Origin of the sequence: Bacillus sp. FMQ74 (assembly GCF_001875785.1) — a bacterium.
Lineage (GTDB): Bacteria > Bacillota > Bacilli > Bacillales > Bacillaceae > Bacillus > Bacillus stercoris.
On the sequence record NZ_MOEO01000002.1, the window covers coordinates 66,791 to 85,539 of the forward strand.

The 18,749-nt window shown below is 45.2% G+C and carries 17 protein-coding genes and 1 other annotated feature; of the genes, 11 read left to right on the plus strand and 6 right to left on the minus strand.

Going from position 1 to position 18,749, the window contains the following annotated elements:
• Window positions 1-16 precede the first annotated feature (16 nt).
• On the minus strand, window positions 17-802 hold the full coding sequence (gene ytvA, locus BLL41_RS04850) for a YtvA family blue-light photoreceptor (RefSeq protein ID WP_071576977.1): 786 nt from the start codon (window positions 800-802) through the stop codon (window positions 17-19).
• A 402-nt stretch (window positions 803-1,204) separates the two neighbouring features.
• On the opposite strand from ytvA, the gene BLL41_RS04855 reads away from it, so the two are divergent.
• The 3 genes from BLL41_RS04855 to BLL41_RS04865 all read left to right on the plus strand — a co-directional run bounded on the left by BLL41_RS04855 (window position 1,205) and on the right by BLL41_RS04865 (window position 4,809).
• On the plus strand, window positions 1,205-1,540 hold the full coding sequence (locus BLL41_RS04855) for a DUF4257 domain-containing protein (protein WP_003246114.1): 336 nt from the start codon (window positions 1,205-1,207) through the stop codon (window positions 1,538-1,540).
• A gap of 102 nt (window positions 1,541-1,642) precedes the next feature.
• Window positions 1,643-1,857 (plus strand) — a binding site (T-box leader).
• 109 nt (window positions 1,858-1,966) lie between these two features.
• Window positions 1,967-4,381, plus strand: a complete 2,415-nt coding sequence (leuS, locus tag BLL41_RS04860; RefSeq protein ID WP_071576978.1) for a leucine--tRNA ligase — start codon at window positions 1,967-1,969, stop codon at window positions 4,379-4,381.
• 116 nt (window positions 4,382-4,497) lie between these two features.
• The gene (locus tag BLL41_RS04865; protein WP_071576979.1) at window positions 4,498-4,809 is read left to right on the plus strand and encodes a rhodanese-like domain-containing protein; all 312 of its coding nucleotides are present in this window, start codon (window positions 4,498-4,500) and stop codon (window positions 4,807-4,809) included.
• Window positions 4,810-4,830: 21 nt separating this feature from the next.
• On the opposite strand, the gene melA is transcribed toward BLL41_RS04865, so the two are convergent.
• From melA to BLL41_RS04890, 5 genes are read right to left on the minus strand one after another with little or no spacing between them, the layout of a single operon-like run.
• Window positions 4,831-6,129: an alpha-galactosidase MelA gene (melA, locus tag BLL41_RS04870; protein WP_071576980.1), complete on the minus strand. Its 1,299-nt coding sequence runs from the start codon at window positions 6,127-6,129 to the stop codon at window positions 4,831-4,833.
• A 19-nt stretch (window positions 6,130-6,148) separates the two neighbouring features.
• Window positions 6,149-6,979 (minus strand): carbohydrate ABC transporter permease, encoded by an 831-nt coding sequence (locus BLL41_RS04875; RefSeq protein WP_071576981.1) that lies wholly within the window; start codon window positions 6,977-6,979, stop codon window positions 6,149-6,151.
• Complete coding sequence (locus tag BLL41_RS04880) at window positions 6,976-7,887, minus strand: carbohydrate ABC transporter permease (protein WP_071576982.1); 912 nt, start codon at window positions 7,885-7,887, stop codon at window positions 6,976-6,978. The genes BLL41_RS04875 and BLL41_RS04880 overlap by 4 nt, the downstream gene beginning before the upstream one ends.
• Window positions 7,880-9,160 carry an ABC transporter substrate-binding protein gene (locus tag BLL41_RS04885; RefSeq protein WP_071576983.1) on the minus strand — a complete coding sequence of 427 codons (1,281 nt, stop codon included), beginning with the start codon at window positions 9,158-9,160 and terminating at the stop codon, window positions 7,880-7,882. Before BLL41_RS04885 ends, BLL41_RS04880 begins: the two co-directional genes overlap by 8 nt.
• A 33-nt stretch (window positions 9,161-9,193) precedes the next feature.
• On the minus strand, window positions 9,194-10,228 hold the full coding sequence (locus BLL41_RS04890) for a LacI family DNA-binding transcriptional regulator (protein ID WP_071576984.1): 1,035 nt from the start codon (window positions 10,226-10,228) through the stop codon (window positions 9,194-9,196).
• A gap of 217 nt (window positions 10,229-10,445) precedes the next feature.
• Here BLL41_RS04890 and BLL41_RS04895 point away from each other — a divergent pair, with 217 nt between their 5' ends.
• From BLL41_RS04895 to BLL41_RS04930, 8 genes are all read left to right on the plus strand, one after another.
• Window positions 10,446-11,345 carry a dienelactone hydrolase family protein gene (locus BLL41_RS04895; RefSeq protein WP_071576985.1) on the plus strand — a complete coding sequence of 300 codons (900 nt, stop codon included), beginning with the start codon at window positions 10,446-10,448 and terminating at the stop codon, window positions 11,343-11,345.
• A gap of 205 nt (window positions 11,346-11,550) precedes the next feature.
• Window positions 11,551-12,327, plus strand: coding sequence for a 6-carboxyhexanoate--CoA ligase (gene bioW, locus BLL41_RS04900; RefSeq protein ID WP_071576986.1), 777 nt, complete (start codon window positions 11,551-11,553; stop codon window positions 12,325-12,327).
• On the plus strand, window positions 12,317-13,663 hold the full coding sequence (gene bioA, locus BLL41_RS04905; RefSeq protein ID WP_071576987.1) for an adenosylmethionine--8-amino-7-oxononanoate transaminase: 1,347 nt from the start codon (window positions 12,317-12,319) through the stop codon (window positions 13,661-13,663). The genes bioW and bioA overlap by 11 nt, the downstream gene beginning before the upstream one ends.
• Window positions 13,653-14,822, plus strand: a complete 1,170-nt coding sequence (gene bioF / locus BLL41_RS04910) for an 8-amino-7-oxononanoate synthase (protein WP_071576988.1) — start codon at window positions 13,653-13,655, stop codon at window positions 14,820-14,822. The genes bioA and bioF overlap by 11 nt, the downstream gene beginning before the upstream one ends.
• On the plus strand, window positions 14,819-15,514 hold the full coding sequence (gene bioD / locus BLL41_RS04915) for a dethiobiotin synthase (protein ID WP_071576989.1): 696 nt from the start codon (window positions 14,819-14,821) through the stop codon (window positions 15,512-15,514). Before bioF ends, bioD begins: the two co-directional genes overlap by 4 nt.
• Before the next feature lie 2 nt (window positions 15,515-15,516).
• On the plus strand, window positions 15,517-16,524 hold the full coding sequence (gene bioB / locus BLL41_RS04920) for a biotin synthase BioB (protein ID WP_071576990.1): 1,008 nt from the start codon (window positions 15,517-15,519) through the stop codon (window positions 16,522-16,524).
• A 68-nt stretch (window positions 16,525-16,592) separates the two neighbouring features.
• Window positions 16,593-17,780, plus strand: coding sequence for a biotin biosynthesis cytochrome P450 (gene bioI, locus BLL41_RS04925; protein WP_071576991.1), 1,188 nt, complete (start codon window positions 16,593-16,595; stop codon window positions 17,778-17,780).
• 77 nt (window positions 17,781-17,857) lie between these two features.
• Window positions 17,858-18,619, plus strand: coding sequence for an NAD-dependent epimerase/dehydratase family protein (locus BLL41_RS04930; RefSeq protein ID WP_071576992.1), 762 nt, complete (start codon window positions 17,858-17,860; stop codon window positions 18,617-18,619).
• Window positions 18,620-18,749 lie beyond the last annotated feature (130 nt).

The window sequence follows — 18,749 nt, forward strand, 5'->3', positions numbered from 1 at the left end:
GATGAGCGGGATCTTTTTACATAATCGGAAGCACTTTAACGGCATCCTTTACATTTGAATATGTTTTCAGCGACGAAAAATTGGCATCCAGTTTATTCATTTTCATGGCCAATTCAGGCTTAATGCCGGTAATGATTAACTCAGTTCCGGTCAATTTCAGCAAATGGCTCAGCTTGAAAATTTGGTCAGCCGTTTGTTCGTTCACTTGGGCCAATCCGGATAAATCAATGATCAAATAATCATCTTTGGATGTTGATAAGATATTCGTCAATGTGCAAACGATGGAATTAAATCGCTCCTCTGTCAGGTTTCCGACTAGCGGAAGAGCCGAAATGCCATTGCGAATCGGGACAATAGGAGTTGAAAGTGCAGTAATTTCCGTGAGGGAATCCTCGAGAAGCTTTTCATATTCTTTTTGCTTGGTGATATCATTCTGAATTCCGACAAAATACGTTTTATCCTCTATTTCCATTGGATCAATATTTAATTCATTCCAGAACATCGTTCCATCTTTTTTGTAGTTTTGGATCTGAACGGTGACCGGTTCTTTATTTTGTAAAGCGGTTCTGATGTTGTCTACTTCAGCGGGGTCTGTGTGTCTCCCCTGTAAGAAGCGGCAGTTCTTACCTAAAATTTCCTCGGCCTCGTAGCCGGTCATTTGAACAAAGCCTTGGTTTACGTAGACAATAGGATTATCTTCAAGTGCAGGATCTGTAATTACCACACCGACTCGCGCGTGATCAAGCGCTTTTTTGATGACTTCCAGCTGTCCTGGTATCCCAAATGATTGAAAACTAGCCATATAAATCCCCCTTAGGCCGTCAGCTTGCTATGCGAAAGCCTGATATTCCCCTTTTTAAAATGAATTCTACAGTAACCGTAGCACAACACATGTTCTGATTCAAGCAAGTGCAGTTTGTTGTTTGTCATTAGGGCTTGTCCTCGTATACACTAAAAATAAGAACAGAGTTTGAACATATGAACGGAAAGGTTTCTACATGCTAAATAGGTGACTAGGTCAATGTCACTGGGTGAAAAATGAATCCAATGCATCAAGCTTACCGATCATGTGTTCACATATAATGGAAGAAACAAGCTTTTTACAGATTTGCCGGTATGTAGATATCGAAAATCATCGGAATCGTTTAAGGGGGCTGGATGGCCTGAAGTCGCTTTACGAAATAAGGGCTTTAGGAAGGTGATGATGAAGATGCTGCATCAGGTACTTATTGCTTGTGTAATTGGAGGAATCATGGGGATTCTCGGTCATGTGAAAAAGAGAGGCAGACTGGAGAAGCCCAGAATGACGAAGCGGTTTATCTACCTTGGATTTTTGGAAGATTGGTTTATCGGAATGACAGCTTCCATTTTACTTGTATTATCCGCTGACCCCGATTCAGGAATTCAACTTGTCATCTTATCTATTATCTCAGGCTACGGCGGTGAAGCTGTTCTCAGAAGTTTTGACTTTGTGAGAGAACTGAACAGCGGCGGCGAACCGGCCGAGTCCAAACGCCAAACCAAAACTCCACCCGAATAATTGTCCTCATTCTTCGCCCGTTCAGGGTACATTCCCATTGTATACAAACCTGCTTGCACTTATGAACAGAATTCTATAAAATACAGTTAGATTACGGTTGCGATAAGAACAATGAAGAGGAGCAGTAAGAAACAGATATTGTTGCAGAGAGTTGACGGCTGGTGAAAGTCAATCAAGTTTGTTTCCGAACTCACCTCAGAGTTGCAGCGGTGAAAAGCCGCTGACGCATAACTGCGTTAAAAGTATCAAGTGAGTGCGGTGTATGCCGCGCTAACGAGGGTGGTACCGCGGGAAAACGAAAGTCTCTCGTCCCTTTTAGGGATGAGGGAGTTTTTTTTAGTTTGGGAATATTCTGAATATAATCCTCTCCTTCCCGTCAATACTTGAACCATACACGCCGTATTCAATCAGAAGGAGGTTTTTACTTTGAGTTTTCAGCACAAAGAGATAGAAAAGAAATGGCAAACATATTGGCTTGAAAACAAAACATTTGCCACTCTTGATAATAATGAAAAACAAAAATTTTACGCGCTGGACATGTTTCCTTATCCGTCTGGAGCTGGGTTGCACGTCGGCCATCCCGAAGGATACACTGCAACGGATATTTTGTCCCGCATGAAGCGCATGCAGGGCTATGATGTCCTTCATCCAATGGGCTGGGACGCATTCGGCCTGCCGGCTGAACAATATGCGCTTGACACAGGGAACGATCCCGCTGTGTTTACGAAGCAGAATATTGATAATTTCCGCCGCCAAATTCAAGCGCTTGGCTTCTCATATGACTGGGATCGTGAAATCAATACGACTGACCCTGAATACTACAAATGGACGCAATGGATTTTCTTAAAGCTTTATGAAAAAGGCCTTGCTTACGTTGACGAAGTGCCTGTAAACTGGTGCCCTGCACTCGGTACGGTTCTTGCCAACGAAGAAGTCATTGACGGCAAGAGCGAACGCGGCGGCCATCCGGTAGAGAGACGCCCAATGAAGCAGTGGATGCTGAAAATCACAGCCTATGCGGACAGGCTCCTTGAAGACTTGGAAGAGCTTGATTGGCCGGAAAGCATTAAAGATATGCAGCGCAACTGGATCGGCCGTTCGGAGGGCGCTCACGTTCATTTTGCTATAGATGGACATGATGATTCCTTTACGGTGTTTACAACAAGACCAGATACGCTATTTGGCGCTACATACACTGTCCTTGCTCCGGAACACGCATTGGTGGAAAACATCACAACGGCTGAGCAAAAAGAAGCTGTTGAAGCTTATATCAAAGAAATTCAATCAAAGAGTGACCTTGAGCGTACGGATCTTGCAAAAACAAAGACAGGCGTATTCACAGGAGCGTATGCGATCAATCCTGTAAACGGAGAAAAACTGCCGATTTGGATTGCGGATTATGTGCTTGCATCATACGGAACAGGTGCTGTCATGGCGGTTCCTGGCCACGATGAGCGTGATTTTGAATTCGCCAAAACATTCGGCCTTCCGGTGAAGGAAGTCGTAAAAGGCGGGAACGTTGAGGAAGCAGCTTACACTGGCGACGGCGAGCATGTGAACTCTGATTTCTTGAACGGCCTTAACAAACAGGAAGCGATTGAGAAAGTGATCGCTTGGCTGGAAGAAACGAAAAACGGCGAGAAGAAAGTGACGTACCGCCTTCGCGACTGGCTCTTCAGCCGCCAGCGTTATTGGGGCGAGCCGATTCCGGTCATTCATTGGGAAGATGGAACGTCAACAGCTGTCCCGGAAGAGGAACTGCCGCTGATTTTGCCGAAAACGGATGAAATCAAACCGAGCGGAACGGGCGAATCACCGCTTGCGAACATTAAAGAGTGGGTGGAAGTCACAGACCCTGAGACAGGGAAAAAAGGTAGAAGAGAAACGAATACAATGCCGCAATGGGCGGGAAGCTGCTGGTATTTCTTGCGCTATATTGATCCGCACAATCCGGATCAGCTGGCATCACCAGAAAAATTGGAAAAATGGCTTCCGGTCGATATGTATATCGGCGGTGCAGAACATGCCGTGCTTCACCTTCTGTATGCCCGCTTCTGGCATAAGTTCCTTTATGATATCGGCGTAGTGCCGACGAAAGAACCGTTCCAAAAGCTGTACAATCAAGGAATGATTCTCGGCGAAAACAACGAAAAAATGAGTAAATCTAAAGGGAACGTTGTCAATCCTGACGAAATCGTGGCCTCTCATGGTGCTGATACGCTGAGATTGTACGAAATGTTCATGGGACCTCTTGATGCTTCAATCGCCTGGTCTGAATCAGGCTTAGACGGCGCGCGCCGCTTCCTTGACCGCGTATGGCGCCTGTTTGTTGAAGAAAACGGTGAGCTTAATGGCAAAATCGTTGAAGGCGCCGGTGAAACATTGGAGCGCGTGTATCATGAAACAGTTATGAAAGTCACAGACCATTATGAAGGCCTTCGTTTCAACACGGGTATTTCCCAGCTGATGGTCTTTATTAATGAAGCGTATAAAGCAACAGAATTGCCGAAAGAATATATGGAAGGCTTCGTGAAGCTTCTTTCTCCTGTCGCGCCACACTTAGCGGAAGAGCTTTGGGAGAAGCTTGGCCATTCCGGCACAATTGCCTATGAAGCTTGGCCTGTATATGATGAAACGAAACTTGTGGATGATGAAGTTGAAATCGTTGTTCAGCTGAACGGAAAAGTAAAAGCGAAATTACAGGTTCCTGCCGATGCAACGAAAGAACAGCTGGAACAGCTTGCTCAAGCAGATGAAAAGGTCAAAGAGCAGCTTGAAGGCAAAACGATCCGGAAAATCATTGCGGTGCCTGGCAAGCTTGTCAATATTGTGGCAAACTGAGCCTAGAAAAAAATCCCCTTTGTCAAAAGGGGATTTTTTTCATCAATCTCAGAATAGCAATCGTTCAGCTGACTTTGATATACTGAACATGATCACTGTGAATAGGAGTGTTTTCTTTGGATATAAAAGAAATCAGCACAGCCGCTTTGAAAGAAAAAATTGAGGCGGACGAAGAATTATATTTAATTGATGTCAGAGAAGATGAAGAGGTAGCGGAAGGCATGATCCCGCAAGCCGTTCATATTCGCATGGGGGATATTCCAGAAAAAATGGACACCCTTGATAAAGACAAAGAATACGTATTTATCTGCCGCTCAGGAATGCGCAGCATGAACGTTTGCAAGTACCTGGATGAGCAAGGCTTTAAAACAGTCAATGTTGAAGGCGGCATGATGGCCTGGGAAGGCGAAACAAAACCAAAAAACTAGGGGAGAGCGATCCCCTAGTTTTTATTTGTATTCCGGAAGCCAATCGCCGTGTGCTGCAAATAAATCGTCACACATGGAGATGATGTCTTTCATGGAAAGCTCCGCGCTTGTATGCGGATCAAGCATTGCAGCTTGGTAAACCGCTTCTTTTTTCCGTGTGACAGCCGCTTCGATTGTCATCAGCTGTGTATTAATATTCGTCCGGTTTAAGGCTGCAAGCTGCTCAGGCAGTTCTCCGGCGAAGCACGGTGTAATTTTTTTTCTGTCGGCGACGCATGTCACTTCCACAACCGCTTTTGAAGGAAGGTTGGTGATCAGTCCTGTATTCAAGACGTTTCCTCCGAAGGTGAATGGCTCGTTTGTTTCCATTGCTTCTATAATTCTTGAACCATATTCCTTTGAGCGTTCGTGCGTAAGATTTTTATTATTGACGATGTCATCCCGCATTTTCTCCCAATTTTCAATCTGCTTGACGCACCTTCTCGGATATTCGTCGAGTGGGATTTGCAGCTCGCTGATCAGTTCAGGGTAATTCCGTTTAATAAAGTACGGATGATACTCTGCGTTGTGTTCGGAGGATTCCGTGACATAATAGCCGAACTTATCCATTAATTCAAACCGCACCATATCATGATGCTTTGTTTTTTGTTTTTCTTTTGCTCTCCTTTTGATTTCTGGATACAAATCCGCACCGTCTTTTTTGACTTCCAAAAGCCAAGCCATATGATTGATGCCCGCAATGCGTTCCTCAATTCGGTCATGCTCCATTCCGAGAGCTTTAAATAAATCCTTCGTGCACACTTGAACACTGTGGCAGAGCCCGATTGTTTTGATATTGGTATAGCGGAGCATGGCGCCTGTAAGAGAAGCCATAGGATTTGTATAGTTTAAAAACCACGCATCAGGGCACATTTCCTCCATATCTCTTGCGATGTCAAATAGGATCGGGATTGTTCTGAGAGATCTGAATATCCCGCCGATGCCTACTGTGTCGGCGATCGTCTGGCGCAGCCCATACCGTTTAGGAATCTCGAAATCGATGACTGTGCTTGGTTTGTAACCTCCAACCTGTATCGCGTTGATGACATAGCCTGCGTTTTGCAAGGCGAGTTTTCTGTCATCATAGCTGTTGATCGCCACACTCGGGTTATAGCGGTCTCTTAGATTTTCGAGCATGAGTTGGGATTCCTGCAGGCGTTTGGGATCAATGTCGTAAAGCGCGAACTCAAACCCATTCAGTGCCTCTGTTAACAGGCAGTCTCCCAAAACATTTTTGGCGAAAATCGTGCTCCCTGCACCGATAAATGTAATCTTTTTCATATTGCTTCCTCCTTTAATGTTAACCCTTTACCGCTCCGGAAGACAGGCCGGCAATAAAGTATTTTTGCAGCGCCAAAAACAGAACAACCATTGGCAGCATTGCCATAAGCGCCGCTGCGGCAACTAAATGCAGGTTGTTGGCGTTTTCTCCGAAAAAACCCGCCATGGCTACTGTTAATGTCTGAACCTTTTGATCTTGTAAAAAGAAAATGGCAAATTGATAGTCGTTCCATATAAAAACACAAGAAATAATACAGATGGTCGCAGTGATCGGCTTCAGCAGAGGAAACACAATCGTAAAAAAGATTTTCAGCATCCCTGCGCCGTCAATTCTTGCGGCTTCTTCAAGCTCTTTTGGAATGGTCGATCGGATAAAGCCCGAATACAAGAATACGGTTAACGGCATGTAAGCCGCTGTATTGATCAAAATGGCGATGGCGTGTGTATTGACCATTCCGGCGTCCACGACCATTCGGTATAAAGGCACCATAGATGTTAACGGAGGGATGATCATAATCGAAATCAGCAAGGCAAAAACGGCTTTATTCAGTTTCGTTTCCCGACGGGCAAGCGGGTAGGCGGCAAGTGAGCCGAATATAATTAATAACAAGGCAGAAAAACCTGTGATGATCATGGTGTTCATAAAAGAGTTTCCTAGCGAAGCGCGCTCCCACGCCTCTGAAAAATTGTGAAAGGAGATGCCGGCTGGAAATAACCATTTCGAACTGTAGTCTCCTTTTGCTTTCAATGAAGTAGTCAGCAGAATATAAAAGGGAATAAAATGCGCACAGGCTACAATGGCGGCAAGAAGCGTAATGATCCGCGTGTTTTTTGAACGGGCGGCTCTCATGACATTTCCGTCTCCTTTCTTTTAAAGTACGCAAGCGCGCAAAAGCTGATGATCAAAATGACAAATGCCATAAATATGCCTTGTGTTGCAGCATAGCCGGCATCCTGCCGTTTGAAATACAAATCATACATAAATGTGGACATGGATTGCGACGCATTTCCGGGGCCGCCCGCGGTGAGCGCAATGATGACGTCAAACAGCTTTAAGCCTCCGATAATGTTGATGACCATATTAATGGTAATAGAGGGCATTAACAGCGGCAGCGTGATGGTGAAAAACTGCTGGCCTTTTTTCGCGCCATCCATTTGCGCCGCTTCATAGTAATCTTTCGGAATGCTTTGCAGACCGGCTAAGTAGACAACCATAGCGATCCCGACATATTGATAGGTGTTAATCATGACAATGATCCATGGATTGAGCGATGGACTGGCGAGCGCATTGATCGGGCTAATGCCGAAGACACCGAGCAAATCGTTGAGCGCGCCTCCGTCATAGGAGAAGAAAAAGTACCAAATGTAGCCCATAATGAGCGGGCTGATCATCACCGGCAAATAGACAATTGTTCTTGTTAGCGCTTTCGTTTTGATGCTTTGATTCAAGAGCAGAGCGTACAGAAGACCGACCACATTTTGAAAAAAAGTGCTGCCAAGCCCATAAAGCAGGGTGTTTTTTAAGATGTGCCACGTGTCAGGGTCAGAAAACAGCCTTTCATATTGCGCGAATCCTACCCATTGGTAGACTTGTGAAAAGCCGTTCCAGTTTGTAAAGGTAATCAATGTGCCTTTCACAAACGGATATATCATAAAGACCAGAACGGAGAGCAAAGCAGGAATGTACATCCACCAAAGTGAGGACTGCTTTTTTGGCTTAACCTGTTTCACATGAACGTCTCTTGCGATCTCACTCATTGTTTTCAGCCCCCTGTGTTTCTGATTGCTCCCGAAGTCGTTTATATTCTCTTCCCAGCTTCTTCGAAATGTCTTGAGGCGCCAAAATGTCAGCCGTAAGCTCCTGTCCGACCGTGCCCAGGACATCCCACATTCCGTTTGGCAAGTATAAACGGTCGAAGTAAGGCTCAACTTTGACATTTTGATAATGCTCATAATCATTTGCGTAGAAAATATCAGCCTTCACATTGGTCAGCCCTGAAGGAAGCGATGTGGCCTCAGCCATTTGTTTGGCATTGGCCGGGCGGGCCATAAATGCGATAAATTCTTTTGCCTCTTTTAAGTGAGGCGAATCTTTCCATGCTGCAAGCGTGTAACGTTCACCGCCGATCCATATTGGGTCATCACCGGGGTGTATGGCAGGTGTCGGGATAATGCCGACCTTGACGTTCGGATTGATCTGGGCAACGTCTTGGCCGAGTGTGCCGCCTTGCATTGTAAAGGCGATTTTGTTTTGGGCCATTAATTCAATAAGCTGTGATTTTTTTGCCGTGACGGCGTCGATGTTCATCAATTTTTCTTTCTGCATTTGTTTGAGGATTTCTGATAAATAAGTGAATTTACTCCATTGAAAAGTGCCGTTGATGAGCTGTTTTTTTTCATTATGGATAGGATCTGTGATGAGAAGAGGTGTAGCGAATTGGTCGTAATATTGAGCGAATGAGCTTTTGTCATAGCCGGCAAACCAGAAGGGCACGATCTTTCCCTTGCTCTTTTCTTTAATTGTTCTCAGCGCTTTGATAAAGTCATCCATGGTTTCAGGCGGGGAAATGCCGTAACGGTCTAAAACATTGCGGTTATACGCCAGACCGTCTTTTGCCTGATTGATCGGATAGGCATACACCTTTCCGCTTTTATTTTTGAGGATGCTGTTTAAATTGGGATCGAGATCTTGAGTCCATTCCATCTCCCGGAGATCCGCTGTATATTCTCCGTACCTGATTTTCCCCCAGCCATGTGTATCGAATAGATCAGGCAAATCATTGGCCGCCATTCTGACACGCATCATATTTTCATAGTCATTGCCTGGGAAATGAAGGCTGACACGAATGTCACTGTGTTCCTTTTCGAATACTGCCGCCAGTTTTCTGAACGTATCTCTTTCACTGTCGGTTGACATTGTGGAATAAATGGTTAACGTCTTTTTTGCGGTATCTGCTGAGCTTTTCTCTGCTGAGCATCCGGGCAGAATAAGCAGAATAAGAGAGAGAAATAAAACAAAAGTGTGTTTCATCTTTTCCTCCTTATCATCGTGATGAATATTTGCTTATGTCACCTCCTTAGCTGTACATCCGCAGCTTTGTCTTACGATTAATGTTGTGGGCAGGGTGACATGGTGAGGAAGGGTTCGTCCATTAAGACGGTCAAGCAGCAGTTTTACGCCTGTCCGGCCCATTTCCTCTGTGTATACCTTCACCGTCGTTAAAGGCGTGCTGGCAAATTCAGCTTCCTCAATCCCGTTAAAGCTTACGATTGCAGTATCCCGCGGCACTTGCAGCCCGGCTTCCTGGAGCGCTTTTAATGCACCGATCGCCATGGAATCGCTGGCAATAAAGAATGCTTCCGGCAAATGACCTTGAGCGATTGCTTTCTTCATCAGGCGATAGCCCTCACGCATGCTGTATTCTCCAATCAGCACATGCTCAGGCTGGGGGGCGGCTGACTCCAAAAAAGCGGTGAGGCGTTTGTCTTCAATGATTCTGCGAATGCTTTGGCCATCCTTCAGCGTATGCTCTTTTTCCTGTCCGCCAATGTAGCCTAACCGTTTGTAGCCTAAGTCGAAAAGGTGATCAATCGCCTGGCGTGAAGCCGATTCAAAATCGATGCCAATCGAATCGTATGCTTGCGGATCAGGAGAATGATTGATGAATACGGCATGCTCCAGCTTTCCGCTAATATGTTTAACCATTTCATCATGAACACGGCCGATGACAATGACACCATCCAATTCCCGAAAGATATGTTCCTGAAAGGAGCCGAGATGAATCGAGTTTGTAATAAAAATTTCCTGTTCAAAGCATTCCTTTTCAATGCCTTTGCGAATGGAAGAAAAATAAGGGTCCTGCCTTTCCTGATCAGGAGACAGACAGCTCAGCACGCCGATCAGCGGCTGGGCCCGCGGTTTTTGCCCACGGGCTTTCCGGCGTTTGGCAACGGTTTGATAACCAAGCTCTTCAGCAATATTGATGACTCTTTGTCTCGTTTCGCCCGCAACAGAAAGCGACTCATCTTCATTTAAAATTCTGGAAACAGTTGCGCTGGAAACATTAGCTTTTAAGGCGATATCTTTAATACGAACCATGGGAATCCCTCTCATCTATTTAGTAAAATATTAACTTGCCTGTTTTTGATAAATTGATACTATCATATAAAAGTAAGCGGTTACAATAATTATTTTCGGAATATTTAGCTATATTTACTAAATGTTTAGTAAATGATGTGATTTGTTTTGGAAAAATAAAGGGGAACCCGGATCTGTCTCGTAAATGTGAAGTAAGTGAATAAGGAGGGGTGATGGGATGAGAGCTGAAAGAAGAAAGCAACTGTTTCGATTGCTTGGTGATTTGCCTGACCGGGGGCCAATAAGTGTTGAGACATTACGTATTGAAGAAAGAGGAGAAAATATCGTTGAAACGCTCCTGCTCGATTTAAATGGACTTGAAAAGGTGCCCGCTTATTTTGTGAAGCCGAGGATAACAGAAGGACCGTGCCCAGCCGTATTGTTTCAGCATTCGCATGGGGGCCGGTATGACAGGGGAAAAAGTGAACTGATTGAGGGAGCGGATTATTTGAAAACGCCTTCTTATTTTAAGGAACTTACTTCTCTCGGATACGGCGTGCTTGCGATTGATCATTGGGGTTTTGGAGATCGGCGGGGAAAAGCGGAAAGCGAGATTTTTAAAGAAATGCTTCTGACCGGAAAAGTGATGTGGGGGATGATGATTTATGACAGTTTAAGAGCGTTAGATTATATGCAGTCACGCTCTGATATTCAGCTTGACAGGATCAGTACCATCGGCATGTCTATGGGAGGGTTGATGGCGTGGTGGACAGCGGCGCTCGATGACCGGATTAAGGTGTGTGTTGATTTGTGCAGCCAGGTAGATCATCACGTGCTGATCAAAACACAGAATCTTGACAGGCACGGCTTTTATTATTACGTCCCCTCGCTTGCAAAGCATTTTTCCGCATCGGAGATCCAAAGCCTGATCGCGCCGCGCCCGCACCTTAGTCTTGTTGGAATACACGATCGGTTAACGCCGGCCGAGGGCGTGGACAAAATCGAAAAAGAATTGACAGATGTCTATGCTGGACAGGGTGCTTCTGATTGCTACCGAGTGGTCCGTTCTGCTTCGGGACATTTCGAAACAGCAGTTATGAGGCATGAAGCTGTCCGGTTTTTGCAAAAGTGGCTGTGACTGTTATAAGAAATCGAAAAAGACCGTTTTATAAACGGTCTTTTTGTTTCCTTTTAACCAACTGCCATAAATCGATGCTTTCTTCTATTGACAGAAACAGGAGAGAATAATATATTCTAATTGTTAACCTTTAAATATAATTGGTTAACAATTAAAGCGAGAAGCACTACACGTTCTTCAGTTATCAGTGAAAGGGCGAGAAATGATGCAAGAAGAAACTTTTTATAGTGTCAGAATGAGGGCTTCTATGAATGGATCTCATGAAGACGGCGGAAAGCATATATCCGGCGGCGAACGGCTTATTCCTTTCTATGAGATGAAGCATACAGTCAATGCTTTATTAGAGAAAGGGTTATCCCATTCAAGAGGAAAACCTGATTTTATGCAAATTCAATTTGAAGAGGTACATGAATCGATAAAAATCATTCAGCCATTGCCTGTTCATACGAATAAAGTGAGCTGCTCGGAAGAAGGACAAAAGCTTGCCCGATTGTTATTGGAAAAAGAAGGCGTTTCACGAGACGTGATTGAAAAAGCATATGAACAAATCCCTGAATGGTCGAATGTCAGGGGTGCGGTGTTGTTTGATATTCACACAGGCAAGCGAATGGATAAAACAAAAGAAAAAGGGGTGCGGGTCTCCAGAATGGATTGGCCGGACGCTAATTTTGAAAAATGGGCGCTTCACAGTCACGTGCCAGCTCATTCAAGAATAAAAGAGGCCCTTGCGCTCGCTTCAAAGGTAAGCCGGCACCCGGCAGCCATTGCAGAATTATGCTGGTCGGATGATCCGGATTACATAACAGGCTATGTTGCGGGTAAGAAAATGGGCTATCAGCGTATTACAGAAATGAAAGAATATGGGGCTGAAGCGGGCTGCCGAGTCTTTTTTATTGATGGCTCCAAAGATGTAACCACGTACATACGTGATTTAGAGAAGCAGCCTATTTTAATAGAGTGGGAGGAAGATCATGACTCATGATTTAATAAAAAAAAGTAAAAAGCACCTCTGGCTGCCATTTACCCAAATGAAAGATTATGATGAAAACCCCTTAATCATCGAAAGCGGCACTGGAATCAAAGTCAAAGATATAAACGGCAAAGAATACTATGACGGCTTTTCTTCAGTTTGGCTAAATGTCCACGGGCATCGTAAAAAGGAATTAGATGATGCCATAAAAAAGCAGCTCGGAAAAATCGCGCACTCCACGTTATTAGGCATGACCAACGTTCCTGCAACTCAGCTTGCTGAAACATTAATCAACATCAGCCCAAAAAAGCTTACGCGGGTCTTTTATTCTGACAGCGGTGCAGAAGCGATGGAAATAGCCTTAAAAATGGCGTTTCAGTATTGGAAGAACATCGGGAAGCCCCAAAAACAAAAATTTATCGCCATGAAAAATGGGTATCACGGTGATACGATAGGCGCCGTCAGTGTCGGTTCAATTGAACTGTTCCACCACGTATACGGCCCGTTGATGTTCGAGAGTTACAAGGCTCCGATTCCTTATGTGTATCGCTCTGAAAGCGGTGATCCTGATGAGTGCCGTGATAAGTGCCTGAGAGAGCTCGAACAGCTGCTTGAGGAACATCACGAGGAAATTGCCGCGCTTTCCATCGAATCAATGGTACAAGGGGCTTCCGGTATGATCGTGATGCCGGAAGGATATTTGGCAGGGGTGCGCGAGCTGTGTACAACATACGATGTCTTAATGATCGTTGATGAAGTTGCTACAGGCTTTGGCCGTACAGGAAAAATGTTTGCGTGCGAGCACGAGAATGTCCAGCCTGATCTGATGGCTGCAGGTAAAGGCATTACAGGAGGCTATTTGCCAATTGCCGTTACGTTTGCCACTGAAGACATCTATAGGGCATTCTATGATGATTATGAAAACCTAAAAACCTTTTTCCATGGCCATTCCTATACAGGCAATCAGCTTGGATGTGCGGTTGCACTTGAAAATCTGGCATTATTTGAATCTGAAAACATTGTGGAACAAGTAGCGAAAAAAAGTGAACAGCTTCGTTTCCTTTTTCAAGATCTGTATGCTCTTCCTCACGTGGGGGATATTCGGCAGCTTGGATTTATGTGCGGTGCAGAGCTTGTTCAGTCGAAGGAAACCAAAGAGCCTTATCCGGCTGATCGGCGGGTTGGATACAAAGTTTCCTTAAAAATGCGAGAGCTGGGAATGCTGACAAGGCCGCTTGGGGACGTGATTGCATTTCTGCCTCCTCTCGCCAGTACAGCTGAAGAGCTCGCGGAAATGGTTGCCATTATGAAACAAGCGATCCATGAGGTTACGAGCCTTGAAGATTGATTCCTGGTTGAACAAGCGGTTAGACATAGTAAAGGAAGCCGGCGTACACCGTAACCTGCGGTCAATGGATGGAGCGCCGGTTCCAGAGAGGAACATTGATGGCGAGAATCAAACGGTCTGGTCCTCAAACAATTATTTAGGACTCGCAAGCGATAGACGTTTGATCGATGCAGCCCAAACTGCATTGCAGCGATTTGGGACAGGAAGCAGCGGCTCACGTTTAACGACAGGCAATTCAGTCTGGCATGAAAAGCTAGAAAAGAAGATTGCCTGCTTTAAACGGACAGAAGCTGCGCTATTGTTTTCGAGCGGTTATTTGGCCAATGTCGGTGTCCTTTCATCTTTGCCAGAAAAGGAAGATGTCATTTTAAGTGACAAGCTCAATCATGCAAGTATGATCGATGGCTGCCGCCTGTCTAAGGCTGATACAGTTGTTTATCGGCATATTGATATGAATGATCTTGAAAACAAGCTGAATGAAACGCAGCGTTATCAGCGCCGTTTTATCGTAACAGACGGAGTATTCAGCATGGATGGCACGATTGCTCCTCTTGACCAGATCATCTCGCTTGCGCAGCGCTATCATGCCTTCGTGGTCGTTGATGATGCCCACGCAACAGGAGTTTTGGGTGATTCCGGCCGAGGAACGAGTGAATATTTTGGTGTTTGTCCCGACATTGTGATCGGCACCTTAAGCAAGGCTGTTGGCGCGGAAGGAGGTTTTGCGGCAGGATCAGCGGTCTCCATCGACTTTTTGCTGAACCATGCCAGAACATTTATCTTTCAAACCGCTATTCCGCCAGCCAGCTGTGCGGCTGCTCACGAGGCTTTCAACATTATTGAAGCCAGCAGGGAAAAACGGCAGCTTTTATTTTCTTATATCAGCATGATCAGAACCAGTCTGAAGAATATGGGTTATGTCGTGAAAGGAGAACACACGCCGATTATTCCCGTGGTCATCGGCGATGCCCATAAAACGGTCATATTTTCTGAAAAGCTGCAGGGCAAGGGAATTTATGCTCCTGCCATTCGGCCGCCGACCGTTGCGCCAGGTGAAAGCCGGATTCGAATCACAATTACGTCGGATCACAGTACGGGTGATATTGATCATTTGCTGCAAACATTTCATTCAATCGGAAAGGAGCTGCACATCATTTGAGGGGTTTTTTTGTGACAGGAACAGATACAGAAGTGGGGAAAACGGTTATATCCAGCGGAATCGCCGCTTTATTGCGAGAACATAACAAAGATGTTGGGGTGTATAAACCATTTCTAAGCGGTATATCGCGCCATCATCCAGATAGTGATACCAGTCTGCTGAAAGACATGTCGCAGACCGGTCTCTCTCATGAAGACATTACGCCTTTTGCCTTCAAAGCACCCCTTGCACCATACGTTGCAGGGAAACTTGAGGGAAAGACTGTCACCATGGAAGAGGTTTTAAGCCATTGGGAGCGGATTAAAGAAAAACATGAATGCTTCATCGTAGAAGGTGCGGGCGGTATTTCTGTGCCATTGGGAGAGGATTATTTGGTCAGTCATGTCATAAAAGCGTTACAGCTTCCCATGATTATTGTGGCGCGTCCTCGCCTTGGAACTATTAATCATACCTTTTTAACTGTCAAATATGCAGAAAGCATGGGGCTTCCAATCGCCGGAATTATCATCAATGGAATCAGTGACTCTCCTGATCAAGATGAAAAAACCAATCCTGAGATGATTGAACGCTTATGCGGCGTGCCGGTTTTAGGGATTACGCCAAAGCTTGCCAACGTGACGAAAGAAACGGTTCTACATATGGTAAAAGACCATATCAATCTATCATTACTGATGAATCAAGTGGGGGTATGAGAATGAATCAATGGATGGAACTCGCAGACCGGGTGCTGGCTGGAGCAGAAGTGACTGACGAAGAGGCGCTTTCAATATTAAACTGTCCGGATGAAGATATTTTGCTATTAATGCACGGGGCTTTTCACATCAGAAAACACTTTTACGGAAAAAAAGTAAAGCTCAATATGATTATGAATGCGAAATCAGGACTCTGCCCGGAAAACTGCGGCTATTGTTCACAGTCTGCCATTTCGAAAGCGCCAATTGAGTCTTACCGGATGGTGAATAAGGAAACGCTGCTTGAAGGCGCAAAGCGGGCGCACGATCTGAATATCGGCACATATTGTATCGTGGCAAGCGGCAGAGGGCCGTCCAACAGAGAAGTAGATCAGGTCGCAGATGCGGTACAGGAAATTAAAGAGACGTATGGATTGAAGGTTTGTGCGTGCCTCGGACTGTTAAAGCCAGAGCAGGCGAAGCGGCTCAAAGATGCAGGAGTAGACCGTTATAATCATAATTTGAATACCTCGCAGAGAAACCATTCAAACATCACGACCTCACATACATACGATGACAGAGTCAATACGGTTGAAATCGCCAAAGAATCGGGACTGTCTCCGTGTTCAGGCGCCATTATCGGGATGAAGGAGACGAAACAGGATGTCATTGACATCGCCAAAAGCTTAAAGGCTCTTGACGCGGATTCCATTCCGGTGAATTTTTTGCATGCGATTGATGGCACGCCATTAGAAGGCGTCAACGAATTAAACCCGCTGTATTGTTTAAAAGTGCTGGCGCTGTTTCGTTTTATCAATCCATCAAAAGAAATTCGCATTTCCGGAGGGAGAGAGGTCAATCTCCGCTCATTGCAGCCATTAGGGCTTTATGCCGCAAACTCTATTTTTGTCGGAGACTACTTAACAACTGCCGGGCAAGAGGAGACGGAGGATCATAAAATGCTGAGTGATTTAGGCTTTGAAGTTGAATCAGTCGAAGAAATGAAGGCCAGTTTAAGCGCGAAAAGCTGAAAGAATCAATAAAAGCAATCGGTGTAATGTCGATTGCTTTTATTTTTGAACAGAAAGGAGAAGATCACATGACAATTGCATCTTTACATGCATCTTCTGAGTTTTTGAAAAACCCATATTCTTTTTACGACACATTGCGAGCTGTTCATCCTATATATAAAGGGAGTTTCTTAAAATATCCGGGCTGGTATGTCACAGGATATGAAGAAACGGCAGCTATTTTGAAAGATGCGAGATTCAAAGTCCGAACACCGCTGCCTGAAAGATCAACCAAATATCAGGACCTTACACATGTGCAAAGTCAAATGATGCTGTTTCAAGATCAGCCTGATCATAGACGATTGCGGACGCTTGCCAGCGGAGCGTTTACGCCGCGAACGGCAGAGTGTTATCGGCCGTACATCATTGAAGCTGTTCACCAGTTGCTCGATCAGGTGCAAGGTGAAAAAAAGATGGAGGTCATTTCGGACTTTGCTTTTCCTTTAGCAAGCTTCGTCATCGCTCACATTATAGGTGTACCGGAGGAAGATCGGGAGCAATTAAAGGAATGGGCTGCGAGTCTCATTCAAACGATTGATTTTACCCGGTCAAGAAAGGGATTAACAGAGGGCAATCATATTGCTGTACAGGCTATGGCATATTTCAGAGAGCTGATTCAAAAGCGAAAACACCACCCTCAACAGGATATGATCAGCATGCTCTTGAAGGGGAAAGAAAAGGATAAGCTGACGGAAGAAGAAGCAGCATCTACGTGCATATTGCTGGCGATCGCCGGACATGAGACAACGGTCAATCTCATCAGCAATTCAGTCCTTTGTCTGCTGCAACATCCAGAACAGCTTTTGAAACTGAGAGAAAATCCAGATCTTATTGGTACAGCAGTAGAGGAATCTCTGCGATATGAAAGCCCCACGCAAATGACAGCCAGAGTTGCGGCAGAGGATATTGACATCAGCGGGGTGACAATCCGTCAAGGAGAACAAGTCTATCTTTTGTTAGGGGCGGCTAATCGAGATCCAAGCATATTCACACACCCCGATGTCTTCGATATTACGAGAAGCCCTAATCCGCATCTTTCATTCGGGCATGGCCATCATGTTTGTTTAGGATCCTCGTTGGCACGATTAGAAGCGCAAATTGCGATTAACACCCTTCTGCAGCGAATGCCCAGCCTGAAGCTCGCAGATTCTGAATGGCAATATCGGCCGCTTTTTGGATTTCGGGCGCTTGAAGAGCTGCGGGTGATTTTTGAATAAACCAAAGCATGTGAGGGCCAAAAAAAGTGTCAGCCCCGCCGAAATTGGGCAATCTATAAAAAAGGGGAGTGAACACAGTGAAAAAAGTGCTAATTGCCGGCGGAAATGGTGTGGTTGGGAGACTGCTTGCTGAAGGGCTTATTTCAGATTATGAAGTGACAGTGCTTGATAAAGATCATTTCGATGGCACAGCCTCTTTCATTCAGGCTGACGCCGCAAATTACGAGGATCTCTTGAAGAAGATTCCGAAAGATACCGATGTGATCTTAAATTTACTGGCTGTCAAAATCAAATACGATGTCATGGACATCGCTGAGTTTGAAAAAATGACGGATGTTTTCTATAGGGCAAGCTATTATCTGTGCCGTGCGGCAGCGGAGCTCGGCATTCAAAAGCTCGTGTTCGCCAGCAGCAATCATGTCACAGATGTATACGAAAAAGACGGGCACTCGCTCCTAGGACGGGAAATCACAACAAGCGATTATCCGCTGTCAAAAAACTTGTACGGTGTATTAAAGCTGACCTCTGAACAGATCGGCCATTTGTTTTATTTGGAAAATAAGCTATCAGTAATCAACCTTCGAATCGGAACAGTCGTCACAGATGAAATGGATACGCTGCATGAAAAAGAACGGACGAAAAAGACACTGCTTTCTCACCCCGATCTGCTGTCGATTTTCAAAGCCGCCATTGAGACCAATATCCGGTACGGCACTTATTACGCCGTCTCTGATAATCCGGGCCGGCCATGGTCCATTGAATCTGCCGTGAATGAACTTGGGTTTTCACCACAAATCAATACGGCCGAACTTCTGAACGAGGAGGAGAACGGAGCATAATCATTTTCTAAGATTATGCTCTTTTTCTTTTGTTATCGGTCTCAATTCGTGACAGCCTCCGCCCGGCCGGGGACTCTGTTCAAATGATTATAGACATGGCAATCACAGATTTGCTACATTTTAGACACGA